The 21,593-nt window shown below is 39.5% G+C and carries 18 protein-coding genes; 6 read left to right on the top strand and 12 right to left on the bottom strand.

Features of this window, described 5'->3' with window-relative positions; translation table 11 throughout:
* Positions 1–68: 68 nt before the first annotated feature.
* The 3 genes from H9630_RS09540 (at position 69) to H9630_RS09530 (ending at position 3,723) form a co-directional block, all read left to right on the top strand.
* Positions 69–422 carry an ArsR/SmtB family transcription factor gene (locus tag H9630_RS09540; RefSeq protein WP_404825533.1) on the top strand — a complete coding sequence of 118 codons (354 nt, stop codon included), beginning with the start codon at positions 69–71 and terminating at the stop codon, positions 420–422.
* Positions 415–2,835 carry a heavy metal translocating P-type ATPase gene (locus H9630_RS09535; protein WP_191715286.1) on the top strand — a complete coding sequence of 807 codons (2,421 nt, stop codon included), beginning with the start codon at positions 415–417 and terminating at the stop codon, positions 2,833–2,835. The genes H9630_RS09540 and H9630_RS09535 overlap by 8 nt, the downstream gene beginning before the upstream one ends.
* A 225-nt stretch (positions 2,836–3,060) precedes the next feature.
* Positions 3,061–3,723: a class I SAM-dependent methyltransferase gene (locus H9630_RS09530; RefSeq protein WP_191715285.1), complete on the top strand. Its 663-nt coding sequence runs from the start codon at positions 3,061–3,063 to the stop codon at positions 3,721–3,723.
* 161 nt (positions 3,724–3,884) lie between these two features.
* On the opposite strand, the gene H9630_RS09525 is transcribed toward H9630_RS09530, so the two are convergent.
* The 6 genes from H9630_RS09525 to H9630_RS09500 all read right to left on the bottom strand — a co-directional run bounded on the left by H9630_RS09525 (position 3,885) and on the right by H9630_RS09500 (position 10,238).
* Positions 3,885–4,211 carry a YnfA family protein gene (locus H9630_RS09525; RefSeq protein WP_191715284.1) on the bottom strand — a complete coding sequence of 109 codons (327 nt, stop codon included), beginning with the start codon at positions 4,209–4,211 and terminating at the stop codon, positions 3,885–3,887.
* A 145-nt stretch (positions 4,212–4,356) separates the two neighbouring features.
* Complete coding sequence (gene merA, locus H9630_RS09520; protein ID WP_191715283.1) at positions 4,357–5,997, bottom strand: mercury(II) reductase; 1,641 nt, start codon at positions 5,995–5,997, stop codon at positions 4,357–4,359.
* 3 nt (positions 5,998–6,000) lie between these two features.
* Entirely contained in the window at positions 6,001–6,402 is a 402-nt protein-coding gene (gene merR, locus H9630_RS09515) for an Hg(II)-responsive transcriptional regulator (protein WP_191715282.1), read from the bottom strand.
* A 411-nt stretch (positions 6,403–6,813) separates the two neighbouring features.
* Complete coding sequence (locus tag H9630_RS09510; protein ID WP_191715281.1) at positions 6,814–8,250, bottom strand: ApeA N-terminal domain 1-containing protein; 1,437 nt, start codon at positions 8,248–8,250, stop codon at positions 6,814–6,816.
* A gap of 49 nt (positions 8,251–8,299) precedes the next feature.
* Positions 8,300–9,268 carry a HEPN domain-containing protein gene (locus tag H9630_RS09505; protein WP_191715280.1) on the bottom strand — a complete coding sequence of 323 codons (969 nt, stop codon included), beginning with the start codon at positions 9,266–9,268 and terminating at the stop codon, positions 8,300–8,302.
* Between the two features lie 187 nt (positions 9,269–9,455).
* Positions 9,456–10,238, bottom strand: coding sequence for a hypothetical protein (locus H9630_RS09500; protein ID WP_191715279.1), 783 nt, complete (start codon positions 10,236–10,238; stop codon positions 9,456–9,458).
* Positions 10,239–10,333: 95 nt separating this feature from the next.
* On the opposite strand from H9630_RS09500, the gene H9630_RS09495 reads away from it, so the two are divergent.
* Complete coding sequence (locus H9630_RS09495; RefSeq protein WP_191715278.1) at positions 10,334–10,501, top strand: hypothetical protein; 168 nt, start codon at positions 10,334–10,336, stop codon at positions 10,499–10,501.
* A 54-nt stretch (positions 10,502–10,555) separates the two neighbouring features.
* Here the strand turns inward: H9630_RS09495 and H9630_RS09490 are convergent, their stop codons facing one another.
* The 3 genes from H9630_RS09490 to H9630_RS09480 all read right to left on the bottom strand — a co-directional run bounded on the left by H9630_RS09490 (position 10,556) and on the right by H9630_RS09480 (position 13,651).
* A complete protein-coding gene (locus H9630_RS09490) occupies positions 10,556–11,116 on the bottom strand; it encodes a hypothetical protein (protein ID WP_191715277.1) in 561 nt (186 codons plus the stop codon).
* 18 nt (positions 11,117–11,134) lie between these two features.
* Positions 11,135–12,016 (bottom strand): hypothetical protein, encoded by an 882-nt coding sequence (locus H9630_RS09485; RefSeq protein ID WP_191715276.1) that lies wholly within the window; start codon positions 12,014–12,016, stop codon positions 11,135–11,137.
* Positions 12,017–12,529: 513 nt separating this feature from the next.
* Positions 12,530–13,651, bottom strand: coding sequence for a tyrosine-type recombinase/integrase (locus H9630_RS09480; RefSeq protein ID WP_191715275.1), 1,122 nt, complete (start codon positions 13,649–13,651; stop codon positions 12,530–12,532).
* A gap of 590 nt (positions 13,652–14,241) precedes the next feature.
* On the opposite strand from H9630_RS09480, the gene H9630_RS09475 reads away from it, so the two are divergent.
* Both H9630_RS09475 and H9630_RS09470 read left to right on the top strand, forming a co-directional pair.
* On the top strand, positions 14,242–14,652 hold the full coding sequence (locus H9630_RS09475; RefSeq protein ID WP_191715274.1) for a hypothetical protein: 411 nt from the start codon (positions 14,242–14,244) through the stop codon (positions 14,650–14,652).
* On the top strand, positions 14,652–15,626 hold the full coding sequence (locus tag H9630_RS09470) for a helix-turn-helix domain-containing protein (protein ID WP_191715273.1): 975 nt from the start codon (positions 14,652–14,654) through the stop codon (positions 15,624–15,626). The genes H9630_RS09475 and H9630_RS09470 overlap by 1 nt, the downstream gene beginning before the upstream one ends.
* A gap of 74 nt (positions 15,627–15,700) precedes the next feature.
* On the opposite strand, the gene H9630_RS09465 is transcribed toward H9630_RS09470, so the two are convergent.
* The 3 genes from H9630_RS09465 to H9630_RS09455 form a co-directional block, all read right to left on the bottom strand.
* Positions 15,701–18,898, bottom strand: coding sequence for a DEAD/DEAH box helicase (locus H9630_RS09465; RefSeq protein WP_191715272.1), 3,198 nt, complete (start codon positions 18,896–18,898; stop codon positions 15,701–15,703).
* A gap of 455 nt (positions 18,899–19,353) precedes the next feature.
* Entirely contained in the window at positions 19,354–20,649 is a 1,296-nt protein-coding gene (locus H9630_RS09460; RefSeq protein WP_191715271.1) for a hypothetical protein, read from the bottom strand.
* A 135-nt stretch (positions 20,650–20,784) separates the two neighbouring features.
* Positions 20,785–21,498 carry a hypothetical protein gene (locus H9630_RS09455; RefSeq protein WP_191715270.1) on the bottom strand — a complete coding sequence of 238 codons (714 nt, stop codon included), beginning with the start codon at positions 21,496–21,498 and terminating at the stop codon, positions 20,785–20,787.
* Between the last annotated feature and the right edge of the window lie 95 nt (positions 21,499–21,593).

Genomic DNA, 21,593 nt, shown 5'->3' with positions numbered 1-21,593 from the left:
CTATAGAAAAGAAAGACTGCTGTAAAACAGCGAGTCAGAAAAAGGAGTGAAAGAAATTGGCAAAAGAGATTTGTGATGTGGTCTGTATAGATGAAGAAAAGGTGGAACGAGTCCAGCAACAGCTGGCAGAACAGAATCCATTGGAAGTGGCGAAGATCTTCAAGGCGTTGTCGGATGATACGCGTATCAAGATCGCCTATGCCTTATCGCTGGAGGACAAACTTTGTGTGTGCGACGTTGCGAATATCATCGGCTCTTCCACCGCAACCGCCTCCTACCACCTGCGCCTGTTAAAAAATATGGGGTTGGCGAAATACCGCAAAGAAGGCAAATTGGTCTATTATTCGTTGGATGACGCGCATGTGAAACACTTGGTGCAAGTGGCCTTCCTCCATCAGAAGGAGGTTGTTGAAGTTGGTTGAAAAAACAAAGGAAACAGAAGACAAAACGGTTTACCGGGTGGAAGGCTTTACGTGTGCCAACTGTGCCGGGAAATTTGAGAAGAATGTTAAGCAGATTTCCGGTGTCCAGGATGCGAAAGTGAATTTTGGGGCTTCGAAAATTTCCGTTTACGGGACGGCCTCGGTTGAAGAATTGGAAAAAGCCGGTGCATTTGAAAACTTGAAAGTGGCACCGGAAAAACCGAAACGCCAGACGGCTCCCGAAGTGAACGTGGCAGTCGAAGAAAAAAATGTCTTCCGGGTGGAAGGCTTTACGTGCGCCAACTGTGCCGGGAAGTTTGAGAACAACGTCAAGCAGATTCCCGGTGTCCAGGATGCGAAAGTGAATTTCGGCGCTTCGAAAATTTCCGTTTACGGGACGGCCTCGGTTGAAGAATTGGAGAAAGCCGGTGCCTTTGAAAATTTGAAGGTCGCTCCTGAAATCACAGGCCGGCCAGCCGGTCCGAAAACGGAAACCGATAAAACGACGACTGCAAAGGAGAAGAAAGTGCCGTTCTACCAAAAGTACAGCGTCTTGCTCTACTCCACCCTGTTGATCGTCTTCGGGTACATTTCCCAGTTCGTCAACGGGGAAGAAAACCTGATGACATCCCTCCTGTTCGTGGCAGCCATCGTCATTGGCGGATACTCGCTCTTTAAAGTCGGCTTCCAGAACTTGATACGCCTGGATTTCGATATGAAGACACTCATGACGGTTGCCGTCATCGGGGCCGCTTTTATCGGCGAATGGGCGGAAGCGTCCATCGTGGTGATTCTCTTCGCCATCAGTGAAGCATTGGAACGCTTTTCCATGGACCGGGCCCGACAATCCATCCGTTCGTTGATGGACATTGCCCCGAAAGAGGCACTGGTTCGTCGAAATGGACAAGAACAGTTGATTTCGGTGGACGACATTGCCGTCGGGGATATCATGATCGTCAAACCCGGGCAAAAGATTGCGATGGACGGTATGGTGGTCAACGGCTACTCGGCAGTCAATCAGGCAACGATTACCGGTGAATCCGTGCCCGTCGCCAAAACGGTGGATGATGAAGTCTTCGCCGGCACGCTGAATGAAGAAGGTCTGCTGGAAGTTAAAATCACCAAACTGGTCGAAGACACGACCATTGCGAAAATCATTCACCTGGTCGAGGAAGCGCAAGGCGAACGCGCTCCTTCACAGGCGTTTGTCGATAAATTCGCCAAATATTATACACCGATCATCATGGCCGTTGCCGCACTCGTGGCCATTGTCCCTCCCCTCTTGTTTGACGCCAGCTGGGAAACCTGGGTCTACCAAGGGCTGGCTGTGCTAGTCGTAGGTTGTCCGTGTGCATTGGTCATTTCGACTCCAATTTCGATTGTTTCCGCCATCGGCAACGCAGCGAAAAAAGGCGTTCTGGTAAAAGGCGGCGTGTACCTGGAAGAAATGGGCGCCATCAAAGCGATTGCGTTTGACAAGACCGGCACCCTGACCAAAGGGGTTCCCGTCGTCACGGACTTTGAGGTATTGAACAAGGATCTCAATGAAAAAGAACTGCTTTCCATCGTCACAGCGCTGGAGTATCGCTCACAGCACCCTCTTGCTTCGGCCATTATGAAAAAAGCGGACGCAGAAAACATTTCTTATTCTTCGGTCTTGGTCGAGGACTTCTCTTCCATTACCGGCAAAGGGATTAAGGGAACTGTCGAAGGGATTACGTACTACATCGGCAGCCCGATTCTCTTCAATGAGCTGGGCGCTGCAAGTGCCGATAAGAACTTGGAACAAAACGTTACAACTCTTCAAAATCAGGGCAAGACGGCGATGATCATCGGAACGGAACAAAATATCCTGGCGGTCATTGCCGTGGCAGATGAAGTCCGTGAATCCAGCAAGGAAGTCATCCAGAAGCTGCATCAAATGGGCATCAAGAAGACAATCATGCTGACCGGTGACAACAAAGGTACCGGTCAGGCCATTGGCCAGCAAATCGGCGTCACCGAAATCCAGGCCGAACTGATGCCGGAGGATAAATTGAATTTCATCAAACGTTTACGAGCTGAATACGGCAACGTCGCGATGATTGGAGACGGCGTGAACGATGCTCCGGCACTCGCTGCTTCTACTGTCGGAATTGCCATGGGCGGTGCTGGAACCGATACCGCGATGGAGACCGCTGATGTGGTCTTGATGGGCGATGATTTGAGCAAACTGCCGTTCACGGTGAAGTTGAGCCGGAAATCCCTGAACATCATCAAAGCGAACATTGCATTCGCAATCGGCATCAAAGTGATTGCGTTGCTGTTGGTCATTCCGGGCTGGCTGACCCTGTGGATCGCCATTATGTCAGACATGGGTGCTACCCTTCTGGTCGCGCTCAACAGCTTACGGCTGATGCGCGTAAAAGAGTAACGAAAAGAGCTTTCCAGCCAAATGGAAAGCTCTTTTCTGAACTACATAGTATGACGAATCTGAAACATTCTTTTATTACTCCTCAAGATAAAGGGTATGGATTTTAGAAGAGTATCTCTGACTTTCTGAAGTGATGATAAATCAAATAAGTTGGCGATTTCCCTATTTTTTCAAACCGGATTTATTCGGAACAAAAATCCACTTAATTGAAAGGATGCGAACTTCATGAAGGCAGATAAAAACAAAGCGTATATCCCGGCACTCAAATACCGCTGGATGACCCGGTTCTATGATCCGTTAATCCAATGGGGGATGCAGGAAAAAAAGCTTAAAATGCATTTGGTCAATCAAGCAGTCCTTCAACCTGGGGAAGTGGTAATGGATCTGGCTTGCGGCACAGGAACCTTGGTCCTCTTAATACGGCAATCACACTCCCATGTTCAAGTGATTGGAGTCGATGCAGACCCGGAAATAGTGGCAATTGCGAAAGAAAAAATCAACAGAAATCAAACTAACGGCATTAGCTTCAAGGAAGGATTTTCTGACCGGCTTCCCTTTTCTAGTAACCTGTTTCATCATGTCTTTACCAGTTTATTCATTCATCATTTGACGCTGGAGAAGAAGAAGGAAACTTTTGAGGAAGTTCGCCGGACACTCAAACCGGGCGGCCAATTCCATATTATTGATTTTGAGAAGCCGCAAAACGGTTTAATGCGTGTTGCATTTTTCCCCGTCCAGTTGTTAGACGGATTCGAGACCACTTCCCCTCATGTCAAAGGCATTATTCCAAGTCTCCTAAAAGAAACCGGATTCGCTGCAATTGAAGAAACGGGACAATTTTCAACCGTGATTGGCACATTAAGGGCATACAGAGCTTTTAAGCCATAAATTGCTCGATTTTCAAGCGTCTTTTTTCTGGTAGCTCTATATGTATTAGTATAAGCTTTTACCTTAAGAATGAGACAGATGCTAGAATAAATATTCCGTTCCTTCTTTATTGAAATATGTAGCTCCTATTAATTGCTGGTATGCAAACCAATTAGATTTTATTATCCACGTGGAGCCCATAACATCACAGAAACACCAACTAAACAAACACCTGCCCCGATCCAGTCATAGAGATCCGGGGTCTTTTTATCAATTCCCCATCCCCATAAAACGGAAAGTATAATGAAAACTCCTCCATAGGCAGCATAAATACGGCCAAATGAAGAGAACGATTGGAAAGTCGCGATGATTCCGTATAAGGCTAATGCGATGCCGCCAAAAATCCCTAAATATACAGGCTTCCCTTCTCGCAGCCATAACCAAATTAAATACCCTCCACCAATTTCAGCTATTCCTGCGATGACAAATAAGAAAATCGTATAAATCAACTTCAATACTCCCTTCAACCTTTGAGTTCTATTGGCAAATAGATTCTTTTCTGATTTCAATCTACTTAACCATAACCATATCAACTAGGGAATACTATTTTCCATTAGAATTCACTTGTTTAAGATAATGAATGTATACCCCTTTTTAACCGGCACAGCAAGACAGTTGAGAAACGTCCTTGTCGAACGTGAGAGCAGCCAATTTCACCCCTTCCGCCATGGTCAAATACGGCGCAAGGGTGTCGCTAAGATTTTCAATGGTCAAACCGAATTTCACAGCAAGCGTCACCGCATAGATAACATCTCCAGCATTTTCCGCTACGATATGCCCGCCCAGCAGCTTGCGTGTTTTCGCATCTGCCACCAGTTTGAATACCCCGGTCGTTTCCCGGTTCACTTGCGCTCGCGGAACGGCCTCCAACGACAAGACGGAAGTAATGACGTCATAGCCGCTTTCTTTTGCCTGTTGCTCCGTCAAACCGACGGTGGCAACCGCCGGCGCTGAAAACGTAACACCCGGCACAATGGCCAAATCCAGTTTTGCCTTCTGCCCACCGACCGCATTTCCAGCAGCCACTCGCCCTTGATAAGCCGCGACATAGACAAACTGAGGGCCGAGCGTAACATCACCTGCTGCATAAATCCGTTCATTGGAGGTCTTGGCATAATCATCAATCCGAATTTCCCCAAGGCGCCCTGTTTCAACACCCGCCGCCTGCAGGTTCAAGCTTTCCGTATTGGGTGTTCGGCCGGCTGCAATCAGCAGTTGTTCGGATTCAATGATCCGCCTCTGGCCGTCCACCTCGATGTAAACTTTTTTCACCTCTCCGACCTGTTCAATCCGCTCATACGAGGCATCGGTCACTAACCGAATGCCTTGCGCGGTCAACGCTTTCGTAAGGGCTTCCGAGATTTCCGGATCGTATTCCTTGAACAAACGCGAACTTCTTTGCATCAGCGTGACTTCGGATCCGAGGTGGTGAAATAGCTGGCCCAGTTCCACACCAATATAGCCGGAACCGATGATTGTCAGGCGCTTCGGCACTTTCTTTAACTCCAATAAGGTCGTGCTGGTCAGGTAATCCACTTCTTCCAGACCCGAAATGGCTGGCACAGCAGGAGCTGCCCCCGTCGCAATCAGAAACCGTTTGGCAGATAGCTTCAGGCCATCCACTTCAATAGTATGTTCATCTATAAACCTGGCTTCCCCTTTGATCAACTCAAAACCGTAGTCTTCAATCAAATCGACATATTTCTTGTTCCGGAGATCCGTTACCAATTCCTCTTTCTGTTTGACCAGCGGAGCCAAATCCACTTCATTCGCAGAGGTATGCAGCCCGATAAACGGGTTATTCCTGGCCAAGTGATTGATTTCTCCCGCCCGTAATAAGGTTTTGGAAGGAACACAGCCGATGTTCACACAGGTACCGCCTACCGTTCCCCGTTCGATCATCGCCACTTTCGCCCCGTGTTTTACAGCTTCGATGGCGGAAGAAAAGGCAGCGCCCCCGGAACCGATGATGATGTAGTCATACTCGCCTTCTTCATCCGGTTGCATCGCTTTTGGTTTTTGAACTTCTTCTGCTTTTCCCGGCTGATACTTGGCATCAGCAATTGCTTTTTTTGCCTTTTCAACCTCCATGTCTTCCGGCAGTTCAAATATAGCTTCACCTTTTCGAAAATCAGCTTGGATTTCTTTTGCGCCAATCGCTTCAAGCGCGACTGCAATGTGTTCTTCGCATCCTGTGCAGGTCATCCCTTGGACATCCACTCGATATTTATTCATGTTCTACTCCTCCTCCATCAAAACATCAATAATCGGGCATTCATGCAGCTCTTTTTCATTTGGACACCGCTCTTTCAACTCGCTCAGCATCCGTTCCGCACGCTTTAAATCCTCAATCTGCTTTCGGACTTCCACTTCTTTTCTGGAAACAAAATCGAACATATCTTCACAGCGCACATCGTCTTTGTCGACCACCCCTAACAATTTATAAATCTCATTCAACGAAAATCCCAGTTCCTGCAGTCGCCTGATAAATCCTACCCGTTTGACCGTTTCCTTTGAATAAATCCGATACCCCGAATTATTCCGGGCCGGTTCTTGCAATAGCTCTTTTCGTTCATAGTACCGGATGGTTTCCTTATTCACTTCACATAGGGTTGCAAGTTCACTGATTCGATAGCTCAACTTTCTTCACCTCAGAGAAAGTATAAACCATGTACTTAGGTACATGGTCAAACAGCTACACTTCAATACTTTCTTCTTATATATAAAATTCAAGTTACTAAAACTAGATTTAAAATAGTCATTTATTAAAAATAAAGCGTTCGTAAAAGTACACTTTTACGAACACTCCAAAACCATCCCAAAAACGCTAAAAAGGACGTTCGTAAAGGTGATCAAACTCTTTACGAACGCCCTCTTTATGCATTTATACTTTTTCGAACGCATTGCTTATTTTGATTTTTTCTACTTCTTCCTTTATGAAGATTTTTTAAATAGAATAATTACTAAAAATAAATGACCTTGTAACTTACTCATATCTAATTTCTACTCAACATAAGTCCACTACAAAGTTACTACAGTGCACAATGATTTCTAAAATGTAATATTACTATCTCGAGTAGCTTCTATTAATGAATTACGTGTAGAAATTTCTCCTGCTTTTTTCCAAGTCAAATCGACTATAATATTTTCTTCAATCTCTAACTCCATCAGCAAATAGTATTCCATCATTAAACTTAGCAATAAAATTAATTGATACAGTTCTTCACCTTTAAGCGATTTTTTCAAAAGTCTTTCATCAAAATGAGTGTTATAATTTCTAGTATTTTTAATATCTCTGATGATTTCAATTTTCTTTTTATTTCTAAGTCTGAATAAATGATGATACTTAGCCTCATAATCTGGTGAGTCCGACTTACCAGTAGGTGTTAATAACTCTTCAAGTCTTTCATGCAAACTAGGTTCATCGGAAAAAGCTAGTTTTCCTTTCACCCATTCTTGATGTTCCTCTGGTACATTAGCAATAATACTTTCCATTTTTTTAACATGCTCATCTTTGGGCAACACCTGATTCTTTCTCGTTAATCTATGGTAAGCCTCTAGCGCTTGAACTAGATTAAGAAAATGACGTTCATATGATGTACGATGATAGTTTAGGGATAAATACAAATCTATTACAGGTTTCAATTTTTCACTTTTTTCGAACCAATTTTTCATGCATGTATTAAAATCTTTTTTTATGTGTTCTAAGCTGATGTAGGAGTGATAATTTTTTAACTCCTCAACCTTCTCATTCTTGCCAAATTCTATTGCTTGTCCATAAACTTTTATAGGCATTTCAACTTGTTGAGGTGTTATATAATGTGGAGCTGCAGAAATATAATCAATATACGTGTTTGAATTAATACACAGCGAAAAGAAATCTCTAACTTTATAGATAAGAATATGAGCTCTTTTTAAACTTGTCGGATTTTTAAATTTAAGGATTAACTGAACGTTTGTGGAAATTTTTAACGAACTCGTAAAGCGATAGTTATAGTCAGCCAGCGTAATATATCTAATAGTAAATTCAAATTCTTCATTCTTATGGGTTATGTCATCTATTGGATTAGTAGTTATTATATATTCGGATGAATCATCTAATTTTATATCTACAGCATTTTGAAATGCCCATTTGTTTAAATTCGTAACACTAAAATAGACTTCCTTCACTAAAATTTCTTGTTCAGCAGTAAAATTTGCTCCTTCTAAAATATAGTTACAAGAAATTTTATACGTATATTTCGATTCATAATCATGAACAAAAGAAGAAGTTCTACCTCCTTGAATGCTGCATCCATATAAAGTAAATGCTGCTCCCTGATAAGTCTTACCATAAACAACATCAGTATTATAAGGAAGAGATAGGGGTTCATCACTAAATAAGTCTAATTCGCCAGTTTCTTCATCTAAATTCAAAATGCCGTTTAAAATAAGACCCGTTCCGCCGATATGCCAACTTCCAAACTGTAAGTTATCTTTTTTAGCCAATGTTACCCCTCTTTCTGTATTAAATACCGTTGATTTTATTATCTATAAATTATCCAAACTCTCTTGATAATAATAAATCATTAAAAAAGGACTCGAAATCTTCCTGAGAAGCTAAGAATATCTGATGATCTTCGTTTAATATTTTTCTTAGTAATTCATCTATACTTTGAGTAGTTTCAAGAACTTTTTCAATTTTTTGATTAACTGCTTGCCCATGAGTAAGCTTCGATCTAATACTATAAGCAGCTTTAATCAATTTGAAATAATTTATTCTTTCTTCCTTAGTAGCTCCAAATAATACTGAAGCTCTTTCCGCCATTTTATGAGATACTTCTGCAGCATCAGAGGTAAATAAACATTCAAGAGCAGTGCAATAGTTTATTAACTTTAGTGGTAATACTGACTCTCCTCTCGCCATAAATACAAAGGCCTCAGCTCGTTCTATTCGTGATAGATCTGTTCCAAACGGATTTAACGTTGGGTATCTACCTCCATTTCTTGAAGATGACAAATTATATGCTTCGCTATTTTGATAGAGCTCTTTTGCCAGATTAATTTCTTCTTTCGAAAAAATCGTTTTTTGGACTTCTCCACTTTTATTAGACGATACTTGAGATAAAGAAGCTTTTTGAAGCTCTACAGGATTTTTATCAGTTTCATCGTATACATAAATAAACCCGTCCCGTACATAAGAGCTATGATCTTTAACGTGCCATAAATCATGTAAAAAGGATTGAGATTCTCTTAGAAAATAGAAACAATAATTTAGATAGTTCCATTCCTCTCCATGTTTTTCTATTAAATCTGCTGTATTTCCTTGAGCATAAATATATGTAGAATTTTTCAACTCACGATAACCTACATTACCAATCCATTCATAGATTTCAGTTGTATCAAAAAGATTTTCTATAAAATCCTTATTGTTTGAGATTCGTATATTGTCTTTTAATTGTATCCCTTTAGATAAAGTGGAATTTATCTCCATGAAGTGCACTGGTGCGATAAAAATGTATTTCATAATATCCCCCTATATGATATTTTTATAAAAATTCTGAAAAATAGATTTCTAATCTCTCCAACCATTGGGACGAAAACGATTCACAAACCAATTATTTCAATTGCGCGTTCTATTTCCGATTTTCGCGCTTGGTAAATACGAAAATCCTTATCAAGTTCTTTAAAACCAGCAAAGACTTCTTATTTTTTTAAGAGGTCTTTTCTTCCTCGGCCATTTCCTGAACGAATTGAATAGAATTCAAAACAGTAATTAATCGGAGAAAGTCAACCTCCTCCCATAAGTTCGGGTTGTCGCGTCCGTGGGATACCCAATGACGATTGATAACAGGTTTCCGTTCATCCTTGAATTCATTTCGAACAAATAACCCCTTGTCAAAACACTTCACAATTGAATACAGCACAACTTTCCTGAATCTTGCCTCTTCCCCTTTGGCAGCCCTTTTCATATCCCTTACCAGTCTTGTGCCAACTTCATCCGAATCTAATGTGGTCCCAAGTTCTCCTTCAATAACACTAAAAAGCACAGGGATTGCTGATTTATATCGGTCGTTTTCAAACAGGAAAAAACAATCGTCAATCAATTCGTTCCACTTAGGATCAATGCGCCCAACAATGTCTTTTTTCAACACTTTGTAACTGTTCCAATCTTCTTCTGAGTAATAGTTATAGAAATGCGCATCCAACTCTTCTTTTGATTTTCCTAATAGTTGGTCGTCTATATAAATGAATGGATCCATTGCACCCGCCAGTGTCCATCCGAACTTTGAGTTGTGGTCCGCAATCTCTTTAGTGTTTTCATATAAATTTTGAGACAGCTCTTCAACAACGCCTTCGAAATCCTTTGCTTCAATGCCGTTTTCATCCAGCCATTTTCGAAATTCTTTTTCTACTGTTTCCATCCGCTTTTGAATTTTCAGAACAATCTCCCCTGCTTGTTCAAAACCTTTTCGAATTCTAGTGATTCTGTTCAAAGAAATCTCTCCCTCTGTCGTAGTTACTCAATTGTATCGCATTTCACGGATAGGCACGTTCTTATGGATAAGCCAACAACCGTTGTAGAAAGGTAATGACGAAAGACATCAGGAAAACCAACAAGGAACTAAAACAAGCGGTTAACGCTGCAACAGAGTTCAATATGAATCAGGAAATCCTGGATGCATTGGAGGAAAAGATTGAAATGGTTAAAACGGTTGGTTCGCTTTGGAAAAAGGCAGTAATTAAATTAATCAATTAAGGAGTGGCTTCGGTCGTTTTTTCACACAAATAAAAGAGAACCGCTGGGCTCTCCTTATCTGCGAAGCATTTTGTACCATTCGATTTCGGCTGCTCTTTTTTCAGCAAATAACTTTTTAAGTGATTCCGATTCAGCAATGATCTTTTCGTTTTTAGAAGAAATTTTCTCCGCCACTACTTCAGGCCCCCAAGATCTCAGCATTTCACCGAATAGCAGCTTGATTGTTTCTTCCATTGACTTTCCAGCTACTTCTTTGTTGAAACGCGATATAGTGAGACCCGCACCTGTATCCTCGGCCATAGCATTGTAAAAACCTTTTTTTGTTTTGATATGAGCGAAGTGTTGGTACCATTCATCGGCCAGTTCTTCGGCAGCTAGTTTTTCAACCGAAAGCCTTTTTGTATTATATCTCTGTACAGCAACGGCTTTCTTTTGCCAATCTACTAATTTTACCCACTGACCCTCTTGGTGTGTGTATTCGCTTCGACAAGTCTCACAAACCATTTCGTAATCACTTTTGGTTCGGTTCCAATCATCCATATATCGACTTTCTATTATAAGCGATTTGCCACACGGACAAGCTTTTTCGGTTGTTCCCATTAGTTCATATCCCATAAGTTAATCTCTCCTTTATTAATCTTTATATTCCTTAACAAGCTGCAAGGTCGATAACACATTGAAGAGACGAAGGGCATCAACTTTCTGCCAGTGCTTCGGATCATCACGACCGTGTGATACCCAGTTGCGATTGATAACGGGTTTTCTTTTTTTATTGAAATCGTGAATACGAAAAAGTTGTTTCTTCATACAATTCGTTAAAGAATAAATTGCAATTTTAGTGAACTGGTCTTGTTCGGTACTGACCTGAGATTTCATAAAAGTAATGAGTCTTCCACCTATCATATCTGTTCGATAAATAAAAGCTGATTCGCCTTCGATAATTGAAAACAATATTGGAATCACCATTTTGTATTTATCTTGTTCGAAACTGTCGAAACAATCATTCATTAAGTCCAACCATTTGGCATCGACACTTTCAATTAATGATTCTTTCATTAAGTGGTAATGTTGCCAATCATTTTTAGAATAGTAGTTATAAAAATAATCGTCCTTTTCTTCTAAAGTAGAATTGAGAAGTTCATCATTAAGGTATTCGAATATGCTTATTTCTCTAGTGAGTGTCCAACCGTAATTCGAATTGTCATTGGTGATCGTTTCGATTCTTTCATAATCAATTTTTAACTTAGGGAAAGTAACTCTAGGCATAACAATTTTAGGAATCTTATATAAAGGAGCACTGAAGTTAGAGATGGAGTATTTAGGCATTTCTATTTTTCGTGATTGGAAGACGGGTAAAGCACTTTTAGGGATAATCATTTTTGGGAAATTGGTTTTTGGCATAATAAGCTTAGATTTTAAAGGATTGAGTTTGGAAGATATGACGTGTTGTACGTTTAATTGCGAATTTAATCTCTGCTTAAGGATGTTCAGTTCTGTTAGTTTTACTCTTTTCAAAATACCATCCCTTAGAATAAGTTTGTTAATTCCATTATAACTAAAAAAGGAGGGAAAAACTGTAAGTAAAAACACCGAAAAACAAAGACCCGAAAACCTGTGGAATTTAGGTGTTAATCCATTTATTATCGTCTATTGCGATAATCGGTCAAAGAGACAACATTATTAATAGTAGGAGTCGCATCTCTTGTCCCCCTGAAATACATACTCATCGGAATCAGGAAACTTGAAACGATCGTTTGTGGGTCCCGATTCTTGTAACCTTCTGAAAAGAACCTCTGCAACGTGGTATATGTCGATTATCCTTGATAAGTGGGGAATTTTAAAACGGCGTTATTGGGGATTTTATCACCGACAGTGACACTATTAAAAATAACTAGTTTCTCCCTCTGTAAAAATGCTTGTGAAAATTTTAGATAATCCGCTCGAAAATAATTCGATTAAAATAAATCCCCTCAAAAATGCTGTTAGAGGGGATCATTTCATATTTTTATCTTATCTTTAGAATTTTGATTACAAAAAGTCTTCTAGAGCATCATCAGACCATTGATTAATGGCATGCCCTTCCCGCGCAAAGACCTTCTCCAAATAAATCTGCGTTGTTTCCAATTTTTCATGCCCCAACGAACGCATGATGTCGTAGACATCCGCTTTATTCAATCGGGACGTGATTGCGAACGCATGGCGGAACACATGCGGCGTCAACTTCATCTCGATGCCCTCCAACTCGATTTTTTCCAGCTCCTTCGCTAGGTAGCTGACCAGGTAGGACGGCGAGAACGCCGTTCCCCGGCTCGTTGTGAACAGCGGCGCGGCCGGATCCGCTTCGCCAAGCGCCGGCAAGCCTCGCGCCTGCCGGAACTGGCGGATGCTGTCGGTGACTTTCAGCTTCAGCGGGATCTGCCGCTTCTTGTTGCCCTTGCCGGTCACTTCCAGAAAATGACCCCCGTGGATCCGGTCCGCCTTGACATTCCCCACCGTCAGCCGGCAGAATTCCTCGTTGCGGATGCCGGTCGCGGTCAACACCAACACAATGCCGAACAGCACCGGATGATTGATGGCCCGGCAGCCGCGCAAAATCGTCACCACGTCCTGCGGTCCCAGGTCGCGGTCCGGCCGGTCGTCCTTCCGCACCGACGCGATCCGCAAGCCCTCGGCAATGTCCCTACTTATGTAGTTCACCTTATACAGGTACCGGAAGAACGACTTCAGGATCGTCGTTTTTCTAGAAATGGTCGCCGGACTGTAAACCTTCCCTTTCTGCACATGCGGGCTCTCTTTTGTGAGCCATTCCTGGTAGCGCCGCAGATGCCGAGGCGCCAGCGACTTGAACAACGACCCTTCTTCGATTGCATCCAAATCAATGCCGATTTCAGAACCGTAGGTTAACAGGTGTTCGATGAACAGCCGCAGCTCGTTCTCGTATTCGGTCCGCGTCCGGTCCGACCGGTCGTTTTTGGCATCGGCGTGCTTCTGTTCGTGGATGTACCACAGGAGGATTTCCACGTCATCAAACTCACGGAACGGATTTTGCTTCGCCTTTTCCGCCGCGTCGATCTTTTCCTGCAGCTCCGCCAGTGAAAAATTCGTTCCAGCTGAAATGTCGAATTTTTTCGACTTTATTAGCTGATTCATTGGTTTCCTCCCTCCTCTTCCTTTTTCTCGTTCATCTCGAATTTTATAAGCATCGATTATCTTTATCCCTTTATTTTAGCTTATTTACTAATAAATTGAAACAAATGGTCCCTTTGTTTAGGTTTAGTTAATTTATTTATTATCATTATATTTTATAATTAACTAAACTTAATTTACTCTTATATTGTGTATAGTATAATGAATTTAGATTATAGATAAATAAAAATGGCTTAGGCTTTTCAACAAAAGAAGATGTTCAAAATGAAGCAAGTGGCCAACCTCCATCCAACTGGGTGAAGCAAAAGTGAGTTTAAAAAAGGAAACTATAATTATCGAATCTATCGTCGGCTTTTCAACCAGGAGAATCCCTCAAGCAAAAGAAAAGCCCGTATGAGGAATCTAGATAAATGACAATTGGCTGAAGGAACTATTCACGGCCATTAGCAAAACAAGTACCCCAATCGGTTGAAATGCCTGATAGCGTCCACATGAAATCATGAACAGCATGCAGCTCGATAAATGGGTCCGAAAGAAACGCACTATATAATAGAAGAAACTCAAAAATAAGCGAAACGAAAAGAGGAAAATCCATGTCCCATTCACATTCCAATCACAGCGGCCAACGCCCGGAAAAGCCGGTGCTTTCCCCGCAATTTTTGTCCGCTTCCCACCGGTCGTTGTTCTTCCAACGGCTGAATGACTTGGCGCGTTACCAGCAAACCAGTCCCGAGTACCAGGCGGTGCTGTTTATCCTGACCAGTGATGATGAATCGTACGCCAAGATGGGCCCTTACTTCAGCAGCAACGGATTCCGTTCATTCGACATGTTCAATGAGACCGATTTCAGCCGCGGCTATGCAAAAATCGCCCGGGCCGCAGCCGACTTGTTCGGCCAAGACTACGAAACGTCTCTCTCCGACTTGGTCGGCTCACTGGATCACGACCTGTTTCATACGTTCCTGCAGGCACTGATTATCCGGAAGTACGGGGTGAATGGCTGATGCAGCCGTCCTACACCGCCGCAGAAGTGGCGCGCGTGCTGGGCTGCAGTGTGCCGACCGTCTATGGCTATGCGAACAAGGGCTGGATACGGAAAGTGGACGATCCGCATAACCTGTCGGGTTCCACTCGCTTTGTCCGGGAGGATGTTGATCAACTGAAGGCAGAACAAGAACAATTGCATGCGGCTGGACGTTCCATCACGGAAGTGGCCAAGCAGTTCGGCGTCTATCCGCAAAAAGTGAAGGAAGCCATATCGGCATTGACCCTGGACATCCAATCGGTTCCCCTTACCGTTCATTCGGCGAAGCAGCGCTACGCCGTCACCAAAGAACAGGAACAGGAAATCGGCGCATACCTGAAGCAGCAGAAGTCGACACGCTCGAAGCGGAATCACCTCTACGTTCCAGCAGCCGACGTAGCGCTGTACCAGTCCTTCCTGTTGGCCGGGGAACAGCCGGTCCGCCTGAAGTACAACGACCAGAAGGAGCTGGGCTTTTTCCTGGACGATAATGACTTTCTGCTTTATCTAGAAGCCTTGCGTTCCTATGACCTGGAACCGCGCTATGCAATCCACCAAGAAAAGCAAGAAGTGCAGCAGGGATTCACCGATCTGGTGGTGCCGACCGGAAAGAAAGCCTTTTACCGGATCTTGGATGTATTGTATGCCGTCTGCGGGGTGGAAAATTTCAATGCGGAAGTCCGGAACGGTCAACTGGTTGCCTCTATTCGGAACGGGCAATACCCGCTTAATGAATTTGTGGCGAAAGATGCGCTGCGGATCTTGCGGAACTATATTCAGTCCGGAAAAGTCGTGAGCGAAGGAAACCATTGGATTTTCAGCCGAAGTGACCGGACGGTTCAATTGGTATTTAAAGAAGAAGTCTATGAAGAGTTGGTGGGGCTTGCAGAAGCGGAAGGTCTTTCGGTACAGGAATGGGCATTAAGGACGCTGATTAAAAAAAGGGTTAATTAAGGACTTTTATAATTTTCTAAAAAGAAATTCTTAATATATAAGCTCTGACTTGGAAGTCAGAGCTTATATTTCACTTAGCTTGAAATTATAGCTAAGTCAATTCTATATGTGACTTTTAAATAGTTCTCTGTCGAAGCTAAGACGTTTAACTGAGCTTCAGTTAATTTTTCTGCAATTATGCCCGGCTGTACAATATAAACCTTTAAATCACAATCCAGCTTTTGGATTTTTTTACTCAATAATTGTAAAGCCTCCATATTCCCTACTTCAAATCGAGTACGTTCGTCTTTTTTTCTACGTTTTCTCTCTCTCTCTTTCATATGACTAATTAATTTTGTCATATTACTACGCCAATCTACACTTTTACTTGCTTGTCCACATACTTCATATAAATCTTTTATTCGACTACCTGGTTTAGCTGCATCTGAATATTTACAATGATAAAATTCAAAGTACAGTTTATTATTATTTTCTCGTATAGTAATGATGTCTGCCACTTCACCACTTCCATCATCGTCAAACACTATAGAATAATCTACTTTGCTTTTTAATTCTTTTATAACGTGATACTGAATTGAATCTGTTCTTATTTTCTTTGTTTTATGGTCAAACTGCGATTCTTTTTTGATATCAACGCCTTTCCATTTCCATACATCAACTTTACTCGTGTCAAATACATGTTTCTGAAGAGGAACTTTCACAATGGTGTTTCCTTCTAAGAATGAAGTGTCTAAGTATCGAAATACCATATCGTGGTTCTCTAAATAGCTTTCAAAGGATTTTAATGGTTCAGATGTCTTTTCTTTTATTTCAATTAGAGCTCCTTCTTCTAAAGCATAATAAACTTTATTTTCTTTAATTTGCATACTGTATACTGTCCGACTTTCTTCAGTCTCAATTTCAAACAGCAACTTTTTTTTTTCTTTTCCTGAAAATCTCACAGTCATTTCACTAAGCTCATATAATCGGTTGTCAATAAAAAATTCAGCCGTAAAATATTTCTTATCAAACAATTCAAATGGCCAATCTGCACTTATAGGCGCTTCTTCAGGAAGCTGTTCCGCTATCTCCCTCCTCAAGACACCTTTCAAAATATCTGCAAGTTCGATTTTTTCATCTCTTATTTTGTAACCTGTTTTATTACACCATTCAATCCACATAGGAATTGTAGAGGAAGATTTGGCCCATACTTTCCCTTTATAAGAAGCACCTATACTTCTTACTTCTCCATCTTCATAACCGATTCCAAAAATATTAGATTTAACACTGGTTCTTCTTTCTGCTGCACTAAGTGCGTCACCTATATCAAGACCGGTATACATTCTATATCGTAATGGTCCTTTAATTGCCTCGTTCAACCCAACTGTATTTAACTGTAGCCTGGAAACTCCATAAAAACTTTTGTATGGAAGCTCATCTTGAACTTTTTGATAAGTTGGCAATAAAATTTTGACCCACTTATCAAGCCATTCGTTTGCTGAGCTATTAACAAATAATAACTTTAAATCTGTATTCCAATAAAATATACTTGCTTCCCAAGTTAGATCATATATCTCTCGATTATTGCTCCATGGTATGCGACCTTTTCTTTTCTCTACGACTATTAAAATGTTATCTAATTCGTTGAAAAGCACCCAAGTATTCTCGATATTTGCTAACTTTTCTTCAAGAGTCTTAGGAAACCATTTATTGTTTTTGGATTCGTATATAACAGTACTTGTTTTAGGACGAAATTCTTGAATTGACATCCCAGTGATTGTATTTCCATGAAACGCACCCGCAAACTGATCTAACTGTACTCGCTCTTCGATTGTTTCGGTGCTCATCCGCTGAATTAAACTGTTCCATTCTGAATCCCTTTGATAAAGGGATTCAATCTCTTTATTTACTTCTTCATTAGCTATATTAGCTATTAATGAAGCATTTCCCAGTTTTCCTTTACCGGTTCTTGTGAATCGACCAATGAATTGTAATGTAATTCCAAGACTTTTATGTTTATCATGCATTGCTGCAATCTTTAATTGGGGTAAATCATACCCTTCCCCGAGCATATTTACGCATACAACAATTCTACTTTTCCCTTCTTTTAACGCTTCCAAAGAAGCTTCTAACTCTTTCTTAGGAATTCCTGAATAAATTACAACTGGATTAAATTGCTTAAAATTCTTATATAGTTCATAGATTTCTTTAGCTCTTTTTTTAGAGGATACCCTGACCATTAGAATATGATTAAAATCAGCCTTTATATCTTCTTTTAATTTTTTTATGGCTTGATTAGCAATTGCTTGATCAGCTTTTATTTCATCAAATTCTTGAACTGGTAAGAAATCAATCATTTTAAAATAGCCTTCTTCTTGTGCTTTCTTGAGAGGATAATTGTAGATTATACTGCCTTCAATATGTTTTCCATCATTTCTGAAGGGCGTAGCAGTAAATTGTAGAATACGTTTATCATAAAATTGTTTTTTAAAGTCTCTCCATGTCTTAGCTGCTATATGATGAGCTTCATCTATAAATAGGTAATCAACTATACCTGAAATCATTTTTACTCTCTGTTCCGGTAAATCTGTTAACATATCCATTGTTGTTACGATTACATTGGAATTTTTTAAAAAACTATCAAAGTCTACTTTGTCTTTAATGCCCTCTTTCAGTATCCCAACTTTAGGGTAATCAATATTCGAAATCATATTGAGTTCTGATAACACGCCTAAACTTATAAATTTATCCGAGAGCTGGATTCTTAATGCATCGCTTGGCACGATCACAATTAATCTCGATATCTGAGAACTTAACATTATGCTAAGCATTGTTTCAGTTTTCCCTGTACCGGTGGGCATGACAATAGTGGCTGCATTATTAGATACCGTCCAATGAGAAAGCGTAGAATAAAGTGCTCCCTTTTGTGGGATACGTAATAGTTCAGGTGAAAATTTTTCTTTCCACGATTCACTTACTTTCTCTACATCTATATTACTCTCTAAATCAGGATGGTTTTTCCATACACCTTTTTCAATCTGAGTCACTAACTCTTCTTTATTTCCCTCTAAACTATTAATCTCTAAAATAAAATCAGCAGCAATTCTTCTCGTATCATTAATTGTCGACAAATGGACTACAATTTTCGAATCAACTAATTCTAGTTGTTGTAGTTCTTTATTTATTTTAATTTTTTCAACATCATAGTATCTTTTCACTTGAAAAATATTATTCTTTCCGATATTTACTGTTTCAATTACCTTTGGCAGTCTAACGTCCAGAACATTTATCACTATCTCCTCCTTAAAATTCTAGCTATATTTTATTCAATTGCTAGGTTCGCTTCTAAAAAACTTACTTCTTTTATTAGTTAGTCTAAAAACTTTGCATGATTTTCAACTCTAGTTAAGAATCTTTTAAAGTCTAAAAATAGTCTTTTACCCCTTAATGAATATTGTCTTTTAAAAGATCTCTTTTGTTAAACAGAAGAGCACATTTGAATCATTGCAATATAACGACTTAAAATTTCAAACTAATCTGATTTTAACATAAATATCCATTAAGATAAGTAATTTATACATCTTTTATCAAAACGACTAGGATATTTTTGATTAATTGATTTTGATAAAATTTTTGACTTAAAAATATACAAAAAAAGAAGAAGATAATCGGTTCTTCTCCTTTTTTCATATATCATCGTTTTTGAAAGAAATTTAAATAAGACATTTATTAGAATAAAATTCCTTATTTATTTTTTAAAATGAGTACTTACTATTTCTTTAGAATTCACAAAGTTAAGAGTAACAGGTATAAATGCTTTTTTTCCTTTATAGATTAAACTTATGACGTGCTTCCAAGTCTTAGTGAAAGCTTCCACCTCTTTTTCATCGTAATAACAAAATGTAAGCTGGATATGGTCTATCTTTGCTTGTAAACAGTTGAAGTATATTCCACTTAAGATGTGATAATCATTTTCAGGATTTAAACCAAAAAATACAAAATGATCTAAATTCGAGTTTTTAATTTTGTCTCCTAAAATTTTTGAGGGATTAGTTGGAATGTAAGTAAAAGGATGATTCTTCATAGCCACGGGTTGTATCAATCCATCCAATACTTTGTTTGTAATGTAACTTCCTAAAATAATGTTACTTGTGAAATACTTTTTGCCTTCGTAATTTAAGGAAAAGGACTGAAAGAAAGTATATCCCTGAAAACTATCTTGGAACTTTCCATGTAAATGAGTGACTGGAATGCCAGCCAAGTTCTCTACGATTCTGTCGTAATTCAAACTAAATATTTCTTGAAAACTCTTTAGCCAGTTTCTTAAAGCGTCTTGTGACATACCTTCAATATTTTCCAACTTATTTAAGCTAACTGCCTTTCCTTTTCCAAAAATGATAGTTAGCATGAGTAAGCGGTAATAAGTAGAAAATCCATTAAATTTCCATTTTATCATTACCTGGTTTGGAGAATTAGAAGAAGACATAGTTTTCTTACCTCCAATTATTAAAATGCAAATAAATTTATTTGATTGCTTTTGATATTTTTTAAATTCCTCATGTTCTTCAATTAAATAATACAGCCAAATAAGTATTGGCCAGTTTTCAATGTTTATATATTGAAAACCTTTTAATTTTCCAACCTCGGATATTTCTCGTGCAATTTGCAACATATCTGGTCCTACGTTTAAGCGATGTAAATATTTATTTTCATTTAAAAAGCTCAAAATCAAGGAGTTTTCTGTAATGAAACTTGCAAACTCTACCGCATCTTTAAATATCTCTTCTATTTGTTCCTGATTAAGCACACGGATGTATTTCATGACTGCTGTATAATTTTCTTTGATAACAACTTTTTTTGCAGGCTTTGCAGCTGGAGATATTTTAAACTCTCCCACTTTCCCCATTATATAGCTCGCTTCTTTTAAAGAGCTATATATGTCACCAAACTGTTTGTCGAAGTTCATACTAAATCCATTTCCAATAATTAAAGCTGTATTCTTTTCAGAAATCAATCTCGCCAAGTTCACTAAGTCAATTTTCATTTTGGTCTCCTTTTACTCTATTGAGTTTGGACAATGTAGAAGATGAAAAACCTAATTTTCTCGTTTTAATGTATAACAGAAAGTAGATTCATTAGTTAAAATTGACGCTTGAAATTGAATTACATTGCCTTTTGTTTAGACAAAATCCTTCTTATATTCGACTAGGTTTCCTACTATTATCAAAGTACTTAAAAAGGCTAAACAAGCTAGAAGTATCAAGACAAAGCTATAATTGCTACCAGAGAAAAAAACAAAAGTACAAACAGATAATATCAATACGGTTGTACTTATTCCTATAGCCTTTTGCCAATTTGAATTTTCCCTATAAAGTCTATATGTATAACTTTTCTCATCAATAACTTTTTTAATCTTTTTATCTTTCCATTCATCTAGCAATAGATATTCATTTTCTTTATTAGTTAACAGTAACAGATTATTTTTGGTCAGCCTTTCAACCCTCCATTCTTCTTCATTTATGAGTATCATGTAATCGGATTTTAAATTCAAAACCCTCTCTATTACTGTAACTATTAGATTCATACATATATTTAATAGAAAGATCATTGCTAAGAACATAATTAGAAGAACCATTTCACTTACGTTTTCTTGTTGGACTAATAAATCTTTTTGAAATATGACTGCATAGAGAGCAGTTAAAAACACACTTGGGATTATTGTAATGACCATTTTTGAAGCGAATCCCTTTAACTTTTGATAATCCGTCATTAACTTTTTCTCTAATTCAGTCACAAACCAAAAATCTATTGCTGCTTTTAATATATAAACTAAAAAAGTACCGGACCCTATCAAAGGACCATAAGTGGTCACTACTTCAATAATTTGAATCACCCCTCTATTCTTTCCTTCTCAAATAAGAAAGACCGCTAATTAACACCTTAATTAGCGGTCTTTTTTATGGCTTCAAAAGTCTCTCTTTTTCTAGA

The sequence above is a fragment of the Planococcus wigleyi genome, assembly GCF_014836985.1.
In the GTDB taxonomy this organism is placed as follows: domain Bacteria; phylum Bacillota; class Bacilli; order Bacillales_A; family Planococcaceae; genus Planococcus; species Planococcus notacanthi.
The sequence above is the reverse complement of the archived record's forward strand: the minus strand, read 5'-3'. Positions and strand labels throughout refer to the sequence as shown.